Below are 10128 nucleotides of genomic sequence, written 5' to 3'. Positions count from 1 at the left end.
CCATGTTCCATCCCGTTCAAGTTATTGATAAAGTCCGGGAAAGCCGGACGATCTGGTCATTCTACCTCAAACCAACTGACGGCAGACCGGTCGCGCAATACCAGCCGGGGCAGCATATTGTCCTCCGGCTGGCCGTGCCAGGCCACACCGGTCCGGTACAGCGATCCTACACCCTGTCCACAGCCCCCGGGCAGGACCATTATCGCATTACCGTCAAGCGCGAGGGCACACCCTCGCACCCCGGTCTGGCTTCTTCGTTCCTGCATGATCACGTGCAACCCGGCGATACCCTGTGGGTCAGTGAACCGGGCGGCGGATTCACATTACCCAAAGAATCCCGCCGCCCGGTTGTGTTGCTCAGCGCCGGTGTGGGCATTACGCCCATGCTTAGTATGCTGGAAACCATAGCCGAAGAGCCCGATCCGCGGCAGGTTTGGTTCATTCATGGAAGTAGGAACGCAGGCGAGCAGCCCATGGGCGCGTGGCTGCGATTGCTCGCTCGTAGGCATGCGCACATACGGGTGTCGATCCATCACAGTCAGGCTTCCGCCACAGAAATTCCGGGGAACGATTACGATGCCATTGGCCGGATAGACCTGGATTTCCTTCAACGGCATTTAACGGACCTGAATGCGGATTTTTATATTTGTGGCCCGGCCTCATTTGTAAAGAAACTTGCAGACGGCCTTAAAGCCTGGGGCATGTCCGATTCCCAGCTGTTTTGCACCTATTTTAGTGGTAATGAAGATACTGATCTGGCATTCGGGCAAAGCGCACCGATCTTCATCGAAGAAGATTTGGATACGCCAAAGATTTCACTGAAACAATCCGGCCGTTCATTTGCCTGGGCAGATGGCTATGGTAACCTGCTGAATTTGCTAGAAAAACACGACATTTATCCGCCCAGCAGTTGCAGGGAAGGGACATGCATGAGTTGCAGCACTCCTATGCTCTCCGGCGCGGTAAGCTATGATCCCGAACCATTTGGCGAGCCATTTGAAGGTGAAATCCTGCTTTGCTGCGCGCGGCCTGAAACAGATATCGAGCTTGATTTATGATAGGATGAATGAACACCGTAAATTCCTTTTTTAACTTATTTCACAATGAGAGTTTTTCATTGTGGAAAGCCCTTCGAGGCCGTTATGCATTCAATGCGACAATGCTGCTTTCAGACCTGTAAGCGGGTTCAATCCGGACTTTCCCGGAGTTAACCAGGCCCCTTCGCCGTTCTCATTCCAGGCATAGATGAGGGCGAGGCGCTCGGTGGTCATCCGGTTGGCATTTGTGCTATCCAGCGTTTGAGGCCTGTAACCGAATGCTCCACGGACTTGGCCGAAAAACCGGTAAAATAAGGCTTCTCCAAGTATTTATTCTTATCATTTGCCCACGGGCGCGGGTCCCACCCGATCGTGCTAACGGGTATGTAAGGCATGGTGGCGGATGTAGCTAGCTTGCTCCAAAGCCCGGGTTCGGCGTGGTGAAGACTGTCGATAGGAATAGCTTGCGCATTGCCTTTGAACCCTATGCTGTGATAGTTGTAACCGGTAATGACGTCGGCGCCGCAGGCTTCGGCTTTGGTTACACCTTCCGGCGATCCCGCACAGATAGCTATGGATACCCCGGCCAGTCCGGCCTCGGAGGCTTCCTTTTTAAATGTCGCAAACGCCTCCCTGACCGACTGTTCCGAGCCAAAATTCCTGACCAGCGACCCACTCTCGAAAAACACGATCAGCGGTTTCCCGCCCACGCGCAGGTACTGCGGATGCCTGAATTCGTCCAGCCACACGGCCGTCAGCGCGGTCCAGTTTTCAGGCGTGATGTCATACCCCGCGTGATTGGCAACCAGCAGGCAGTATTCCAGCCGTTTCACGTTTTTAGAGTTTTTGTAAAATGACAATGCGCGGTTATTGGGGACATCGCGGTGCTCGCCGCCCTTTTTGAAATACCAGCAAAAACTGAAAAAAGAAAGCCCGGCGTCGGCAGCGAGCGCGATCTGCTCATCGACAGTTTTCTGCTCGCTCGTCACCCAGCCCCACACGGGCTCCCGCTCGGGAAAATTCTTTTTTAGGTCCTCGGTTATATGAAAAGTCGTGCCGCTCCAACCATCGAAGTAATATGCGCCAATCTTTCCTTTTTGGGCAAAAGCTGGCGTCAGGACACAAAAATGGATCACGAGCAAGATAGCTGCCCTGTTAAATGCTTTCATTTGTAAATGGCTGATTTGAATTTGTCCTGAAAAAAATCAGACGAACCGCGTGCATAGCACGATCCGGTTCGCCTGCCTGCTTATTTCACGGGAAGTGTCCGCGCCCGGGGCTCGTTTTGTTTGATAAAATCGATTCCGGTAATGGTGAATTTGGAAGTATCTTCCTTCGTCTTGTTATAGTAAGGCGAATACATAGAGGCTGCCACGGTACCTTTCTCTATATCGAAGTCCAGGAGCCGGATATAACCTCCGCCGAAATCCTCGTTCTGATAATCCTGAAGAATTTGGTAGACCTTATTGCCTTCCTTGCCATCATCTACTTTCAAAGCCGAATGCATGACGTGGCCGCTGAGAACAAAACGGATATTGGAGTGCAGCTTTACCAGCTTGTCGAACACATCCTGGGGGCTGAAATCGCCGTAACCCGCATTGTTCTTCCCAATTTCACCTTTCGACGTCAGGTGATAATGCGTCACGACAATCACATTGTAATTGAAAAAAGCTTTGGCAACATCCCCGGCCCAGTTGATCGCGCCGAGCCTCGGGCAGAATTCCAGGGTGATCACAAGCCAGTTCGTATCGCCGACTTTGAAAGTGTAATAGGCATTATCGCTTTTCCCTTCCTCATAACGTCCGCGCTGGTTGATGAACCGGGCTGGCGGAAAGTAGGCGTTGAATTTCTGTGTTTTTCTAAGGTTCTGGTTCACATTACCCGGCGCGGCGCTTCCGCTCATAAAGCCGACAGCCTCGGTATCGTGGTTACCTAATGTGATCGCATACGGCAAACGTGCACGGTCGAATGCCTCGTAACCCTGGCTGGCCACGTCATAATGGTCATAATTGTCAAAATTAACGAGGTCGCCTACGTGCAGTACCATCGGGATGTTCAGGGAATCCCGGTGCGAAAGCACCCATTTGAAGCGACTGAAATACATATCATGCTTCGACGAAACTTCCGTTTGTGTATCCGGGAAAACGGGGATCGTAAATTTCTGGGCCCAGGCGGTAGTCGAGCACACCGTAAGGATTGCCAGTGGGAACAGTTTTCTTTTTAGATAGTTCATATTTGCCAACCAGGTTTAATATCAAATGATCAAAAGCACAGTAGAGTTACCGGCTCTACCAGCCCGGGTTCTGGGTCATACCAGGTATTCTGGTGATCTCGCTAAGTGGTAAAGGGAAAAGGAGGAACCTGTCCTGCCAGGATTGCCGGCGGATGGTTACGATCCGTTCGTTGGTCAGCGTTCCGTCCGGCCGTCGTGTCCAGGCCATTCCGCTGGTGATCTTGCCTGCCTTGTCCAGTATTTTCCATCTTTTTACGTCGTAAAAGCGGTTTTCTTCCAAAGCGAACTCCACCCGCCGTTCGCGGCGGATGCGCTCACGTAACTGGTCTTTCGTCAACCCTGCGGGCAATGGGGGCATTCCGGCCCGTTTACGCACCGTATTGATAGCCTGATAAGCATCAGCCGTTGGCCCGTTGGCTTCGTTTTCCGCCTCGGCGAGGTTCATATAAATTTCGGCTAGTCTGAAAAGCCGGTAAGTAGTCGTTCCTGCGGCCGCGGACCGTACGGCCGGATCGACAAACTTGCGCATGTAATACCCGGTCGGCGTCCGCTGCTTCACACCGGAAATCCCGTGCTTCCCTCCTTTGAAAGCCTCGATATAGGTTTGAACACCATTGATATTCCCATACAATGCCCCATTATACCAGACAGTAGCGTAAAATCGCGGGTCCCTGTTCTCATACGGCTTCTGGTCATCATATCCCGAAGCAGGGTTGATGATCGGTTTAAGGTGGTCCTCGTCGGTATAGCCGGTGATAGCGATCTCGCCGTTTTTCATTTCGTAGGTGTCTACCAACTCCTGCGAAGGACAATTTCCTGCTTTTTCGGGACCAAAATCCGGGATCATGTGCATCAGAAACAGGATATTTCCGAACCTGCGGTAAGTCTGACCAGCATAGCCCCAGTCGTTGATCTCGAAAAGGGTTTCCTTGTCGTTCGGGCTTTGGGCAAGGTCGGGTTTGGTGATAAAAAAATGCTCATAACTGTTAAAAAGCTGAAATCCGTTGCCTTCTAACGCCTGCAATGCTTCTTTTCCCGCCTTGGCTGCCGCCTGCCATTTGACCGCATCGTTGTCGGGATTCCACTGCGGGCTTGCATTAAAAAGCAAAGCCTGCGATTTGACCGCGTAAGCGACAGCCTTCGTCATCCGCCCGCGCTCGGCTTCCGAAGTAACCCTGTACGGCAGGTTAGCATCTGCAATCGCTTCGTCGCAGTCTTTCACGATGAAATTAACGCATTCCTGAAAAGTATTTCTTTTAATGTCCGAGAAGTCCTCCTGCTGGGTAATGTCCTTATCGATGATCGGCATAGGCCCATAGTTTTTCAGCAGATCCAGGTAATAGTGCGCGCGGAGCACTTTCCCTTCCGCAATCAGCCGACCCCGATAGCCTGCTTCCGGCACATTCTCGTCGCTGATATGTTCCAGGAACACATTGGCCCTGCGAATGCCTACCCACGCCCTTTCGTACCAGTTGCGGTCGTTGTAGGAAAGCGTGGTACTGCCCTCGTTGTCGAGCGGATTGGAGGCTGCGCTGATATTTCCGGTGATATATTTGGCCACGGGAAAATTCTGCTCGGGATAGTTGCTTTCGTGAGAGTCGTCGCCGAAAGCCGACAGGAAAGTATAGTAGTGATAATTGCAACCGTATTTGCGCAGCCTTTCATACACGGTATTCAGGTACGCCTCGGTAAGCTCCTGGGTTTTGAATGCATCTTCCAGGGTGATCCGGCCGTCCGGCGTAATGTCCAGCGGATCTTTGCCACAGGAAGCAGCCGTGAGCACGCAGGCCAGCAGCATGAATATTTTCAGGTATTTCATGGGTATACTAGGGTAATGAATTAAAAATTGATATTGACACCTGCATTGAGCACCCGGTACACGGGGAAGGAAGTCAGGCTGCCCAACTCGGGGTCCCAGTCTTTCTGTACCATCTTATCCCAGGTGAAGATATTAAGCCCGTTAACATACAACCTCATCCGCTTCACACCTACGCGGGAGGTCAGCGACGCCGGCAGACGGTACCCCAGTTCCAGGTTTTTCAAACGGATGAAAGATTTGTTCTCATTGAAGTACGTATTGGCCGACGTCGTGCTCGACGATGCGCTCAGGCTCAACGCGGGGTACAGGATCTCTTCGCCAGAGGCGACCCGTTCCGGCGTCCAGGCGTGCTGATGCCTTTCCCGGAAATCGTTCACTTCCGAAGACAATACCTGCCCGCTCACCTTGAATGCGCCCTGGAAGAGAAACGACAGGTCGAAATTTTTGAAAGTGATATTCGCCGCGGCGCCCCAGCTGTATTTGGGCATACTTGATTCGCCGATCGGCATCATATCCCTTTCATTGATAACCTTGTCGTTATTGAGGTCGGCAAATTTAAGGTCGCCGGGTCTCGGGGCCCGGCCCTGGTAAGTCACCCCGTAAGCGTCGATCTCCTCCTGACTGTTGAAAAACCCTAGCGATTTGTAACCAAACTGCTGACCGATCTGGTAGCCGGTAGTCCGGTAGCGGTAAGCGAAATCTTCGCCCAGCTTCACTTCATCATTAAAAAGAACCTTGTTGGCCGCATAATTCAAATTCCATTTGGTAACCACCGAAAAATCCTTGCTGAATACCTTGTTATAATTCAGGTCGAGCTCGAAGCCTTTGTTTTCGATAACACCGATATTGGCAGGCGCAAGTGAGGAGGAGGGCACGCCGATGATCATCGGGATGGTTCCGCGAAAAATCAGGACGTTGCTGCGTTTTTCATGAAACACGTCGGCAGTAAGGGTCAGGGAGCTCAACAAACCAATTTCAAGACCGACATTCGCCTTCCTGGCAACCTCCCATTGGACGTTAGGATTCCCGAAAAACGATTCCAGAATGCCCGAACCGCGTCCCAGCGTGGCCGAATAACTGCCCGATTGCCGACTGATCTCATCCAGGTACAGGAACCGCCGGCTACCCAGCTGATCGCCACCGACCGATCCGTATGATCCCCTGATCCTCAGCATCGTAATGGTATGTAATGCATTGCTGAAAAAAGGCTCGTTGTGAATGTTCCAGCCAGCCGAATAGGAAGGAAAGAAGCCGTAACGCCGCCCTTTCGCAAATTGCTCGGAGCCGTTGTAACCTGCATTGAACTCGACGGTATATTTGTTGGCATACGAGTAGGTCAGGCGGCTGGCCAGTCCCCTGACATTAAAGGGCAATGCATCTCCCGGCTTGATAAGTGATTGCTGTTGAGCCAGCACGAGGCCCGTGAAAGTATGTTTCTGATTGAAGGTGCGGTTGTAATTGGCCTGGAACTGGGTATTGTAAAACGACTGGAACGTCGCGGACGTGCTGGTACTGAGCGGCGTATTATCAAAATCGGTACGTGTTCGCTGGTAGTAGACAGAATCCCGGCCATCAGGCGTCTTCGTGTTGGGGTCGATGAGCTGCACCCAGAACTGGAATTGCTTGGCCGCGTTCAGGCTGTGTACGGTCCGTGTATCGAACGATAGCATAAACTTGGCCGACAAGCCTTCCGTCAATGCACTGAAATCCTTTTCCAGGCCCGTTATTGTTGGGGTATACCTCCGGGTAATCCTGCAACCGGTAACGCTCCAGTGCGTAGTCGGAATAGGGCGGGAAATTATTGGCCCCGGGGTTGGGAAAATCGTTATGCCAGGCTTCGTTTTTAAGCTTCGCCCATTCATAGGAGTCCACGCGCGAGGGGCGCCTGGTGAAGTCCTGCACCCCTCTTTCGATGGACAGTGCAATGGTCGGCGTCGTCTCCACCCCTCTTTTGGTCGTAACCAGGATCACTCCGTTCGCACCACGTACCCCGAACAGGGCCGTTGAGGAAGCGTCTTTGAGAATCGAAATGGATTCAACCTCATTGGGGTCAATCGACGTCAGTTCCCTTTCTACGCCGTCCACCAGGATAATAGGGCTTGAACCATTCAATGTACCGCGGCCTCGCATGAAAAGCAGCGTCGCGTCGCGTCCGGGCTCGCCGGATGTTTGCTGAGCAAAAAGACCAGGCAAACGGCCTGCCAGCGTCACGGCCAGGTTCGCAGCCGGGCTTTGTTTGATTTCCTTCGTATTGATTGTCGCCACAGCCCCGGTCATGGTCGCCTTTTTCTGGGTACCGTAAGCTACCACCACCATTTCGTCGAGCGTCCGGGTATCTGCCGAAAGCACGACATCGATGCGCGTCTGGTTACCAATGGCTATTTCCTGGCTGATATAGCCGACATAACTGAATATCAGCGGTTCACCGCTATCAGCTACGCCAAGTTCAAAATTACCTTCGGCGTCCGTCACCGTCCCACGCTGGGTACCCTTGATGAGAATGCTCACGCCGGGCAGCGCCTCCCCTTTATCATCCTGGACTTTGCCCTGTACCTTTCTTTCCAGGCGAAGCTCATTGTCCTCTTCCGCCCTGGTCTCCTGCTCGTGCCCATTTTCCGTGTGCGTGAGTACGATCAGCTTGCCCACCAGCTTGTAGCCGACATCCAGGGGCGAAAGCAGCCCGTCCAGAACGTCGGACAGCTTATCGTTACGGTAATCGACCGTAACGGCAGGAGCCGCATTGAAAAGCGCGGTGCGATACGTGAATTTCACGTCGGTCTGCTCCTCGATCCGGGTCAGTACCTCCGCAATGCTCCTGTTCTCCATTTTCAGGTTGATCTTCCGGTTAAGAAGCTCCTGTGCCCAGGTGTCGTGCGCAAGTGAAACGCCTGTAAATAAAATAGCGATGAATACCTGTATCAGTGATACTTTCATGAGCATGCACAGGATTTTTTGGAAATCTGATTGTTTCTTCATTGATTTGAAAGGTTCTTGTTTTGAGCAAAAGCAATAACTTTCCCTCCATCCGTCACAACCGGATGTCGTTATACGTAACAAATGAGGGGTATTCTCGGGACTGGGACGACGCAACCGTTCCGGTCTTTTTTGGGTGCGGATCTGTATCAGATTTTAGTCATAGGCGGCTGGCGGGATAGTGAAAAGGGTTATGAACATTTTTTTCCATTAATGATAATATGCGCGTCGACTACCTTGTAACTGGCCCCGATCGCCTCGCATAGTACGGTCAGTTTATCGAATAGAGACGCTCCGCTCCCGAGCGAGCTGGTAAGCCGGCAGCCTTTCAGCAACTCATTGTCATAAATAATTTCGATCCCGTAGGCTTTTTGAAGTTCCGCGAATATCTCCGTAACGGGCTTATCCACGAATTGCACCTGCCCGAATTCCGTTTCCGGCACAAGTGGCGCCGGTTCGGGGACCAGCGACCGGGTCAGTTTCTCGGTATTTACCTGGTATGCGGCCTGCTCGTTGGGCCTCAGCACAATCCCTTCGGTCTCGGGATCGCGGGAGGATGCCTTCCTGTCGGCGAAAACAGCGACCTTGCCGGTCTTTACCATCACCGTTACTTTTTGATCGCCTTTATCGGCCTTCACACTAAAACTTGTCCCTAAAACCTTTGTGATCAAACCATTGGCATACACCATAAACGGCCTTTCCGCATTGTGTGTAACTTCAAAAAATGCTTCTCCAGATAAGTAAACCTCCCTCGTCGACCGGTTAAAAACAGGATCGTAACGCAGCCTGCCTCCGGCGTGCAGGGTAACGCGGCTCTCGTCGGGCAGGCGGACCAGCATCGGTTTCCCCGTATTATTCCCGATTTCTTTCATCTGCTCCCCGGCCAATATGGTTTCGAAAAAATCCGCTTTCCCCGTTTGTAACGCCTTCTGTCGGGTGGTAACGTTCCATAAACCCAGGACCGACAGCAGCAGTACCGCCGCCGCGACAGCACCGGTCAGCCACCGTCTGTTCCAAAGCGGCATAACCTTTGGCCCCATCGAACTTTCCAGCCTCGTCCATATTTCTGCCGTAGCCTCGTTACCCGGCTCGTCGTCCAATGCGTTTTTCAGGTTCAGCACCTGTTGTTTCGCCTGGTTGAGCTGATTTCTTTTGTATGGAAAGTTCCCCAGAAAATCGGTCCAGAACAGATCGTCGGCCTGCTCGGGGTTCAGCACCCATTTGATAAATCCATCATCCCGGACAAAGTCCTCAGCACCGTAATCGGCGTATTTTTCAAACATATTCAATAGTTATCTGATCGGTAAATGGAAACACAAAGACAGTGTACTCACTCCGGCAATTATTTTTTTATACGAGTGAGCTGAAAAGCAGCAGAAGCAGCCACTCGGCCATTTCGATCAGGCTGCGCAGCTGGGAAATCGAACGGTGCAACAGGTTACGCACCGACTGCCCGTTGATCGCCAAGATCGAGGCGATTTCCTCGGTGCTGAAATTGTGAAAGTAGCGTAACTGCAATGCTTCCTGCTGCCGTTGCGGCAATCTGGCGATGGCCGATTTTAGCCGAAGGATTTGGAAAGCCTCCTTTTCCTGGTCGACGATGAGCTCTTCGGCCGGCAATTCGGCGAAAACACCGTCCATGAGTGTTTCGATGTCGGCATCGGGGATTTCGGGCGCTATGGCCCTATTTTCGAGCATCCTGTTACGCAGCGAGCGAAAAAGGTAGAAGCGGATCGAGTCTGTATCGGAAAGCCTGCCGCGCCGGAGCCAGATATGCAGGAATAAATCATGAATGCTGTCCTTGACCAGCTGCCTGTTGCCTGAAATCTTGCTGCCATAGCGGAGCAGACTGCTTGCATGGGTCTCATAGATCCGGCTGAACGCTTCCCTATCTCCGTTTTTGAAGGCCGTCCATAATTCACGATCATCGGTGGGCGAATGCACTGGCAAAATTTTTATTCCATTGCAAACTTACAACCCCTCCCGAAACTAATTAAGCTTTGACTATTAAGCGATTGTTATCATCCATTTGCGCAAGATAAAGGGCGCCGCTTTGATGATTTCGC

At 52.1% G+C, this 10128-nt stretch carries 9 protein-coding genes; 1 reads left to right on the top strand and 8 read right to left on the bottom strand.

Going from position 1 to position 10128, the window contains the following annotated elements; all coding sequences use genetic code 11:
- A partial coding sequence (locus BMW93_RS17360; RefSeq protein WP_090378791.1) for a 2Fe-2S iron-sulfur cluster-binding protein occupies positions 1 to 1058 on the top strand: 1058 nt, incomplete at its 5' end.
- Between the two features lie 90 nt (positions 1059 to 1148).
- Here BMW93_RS17360 and BMW93_RS36065 read toward each other — a convergent pair.
- The 8 genes from BMW93_RS36065 to BMW93_RS17325 all read right to left on the bottom strand — a co-directional run bounded on the left by BMW93_RS36065 (position 1149) and on the right by BMW93_RS17325 (position 10006).
- Positions 1149 to 1271 (bottom strand): hypothetical protein, encoded by a 123-nt coding sequence (locus BMW93_RS36065; RefSeq protein ID WP_255372349.1) that lies wholly within the window; start codon positions 1269 to 1271, stop codon positions 1149 to 1151.
- Positions 1268 to 2206, bottom strand: coding sequence for a hypothetical protein (locus tag BMW93_RS17355; protein ID WP_090378788.1), 939 nt, complete (start codon positions 2204 to 2206; stop codon positions 1268 to 1270). Before BMW93_RS17355 ends, BMW93_RS36065 begins: the two co-directional genes overlap by 4 nt.
- Positions 2207 to 2286: 80 nt before the next feature.
- Positions 2287 to 3270 (bottom strand): metallophosphoesterase, encoded by a 984-nt coding sequence (locus tag BMW93_RS17350; RefSeq protein WP_090378785.1) that lies wholly within the window; start codon positions 3268 to 3270, stop codon positions 2287 to 2289.
- Between the two features lie 55 nt (positions 3271 to 3325).
- Positions 3326 to 5089, bottom strand: coding sequence for a RagB/SusD family nutrient uptake outer membrane protein (locus tag BMW93_RS17345; protein ID WP_218147704.1), 1764 nt, complete (start codon positions 5087 to 5089; stop codon positions 3326 to 3328).
- A gap of 20 nt (positions 5090 to 5109) precedes the next feature.
- Complete coding sequence (locus BMW93_RS17340) at positions 5110 to 6759, bottom strand: SusC/RagA family TonB-linked outer membrane protein (RefSeq protein ID WP_090378782.1); 1650 nt, start codon at positions 6757 to 6759, stop codon at positions 5110 to 5112.
- Positions 6662 to 8065 (bottom strand): carboxypeptidase-like regulatory domain-containing protein, encoded by a 1404-nt coding sequence (locus BMW93_RS17335; RefSeq protein ID WP_090378778.1) that lies wholly within the window; start codon positions 8063 to 8065, stop codon positions 6662 to 6664. The genes BMW93_RS17340 and BMW93_RS17335 overlap by 98 nt, the downstream gene beginning before the upstream one ends.
- Positions 8066 to 8253: 188 nt before the next feature.
- A complete protein-coding gene (locus tag BMW93_RS36145; RefSeq protein ID WP_090378775.1) occupies positions 8254 to 9345 on the bottom strand; it encodes a FecR family protein in 1092 nt (363 codons plus the stop codon).
- A 67-nt stretch (positions 9346 to 9412) separates the two neighbouring features.
- On the bottom strand, positions 9413 to 10006 hold the full coding sequence (locus tag BMW93_RS17325; RefSeq protein ID WP_177194115.1) for an RNA polymerase sigma factor: 594 nt from the start codon (positions 10004 to 10006) through the stop codon (positions 9413 to 9415).
- Positions 10007 to 10128: the final 122 nt, after the last annotated feature.

Origin of the sequence: Dyadobacter sp. SG02 (assembly GCF_900109045.1) — a bacterium.
GTDB lineage: Bacteria > Bacteroidota > Bacteroidia > Cytophagales > Spirosomataceae > Dyadobacter.
Note: the sequence above shows the minus strand (reverse complement) of the source record. Positions and strands in the feature narration are given on the sequence as shown.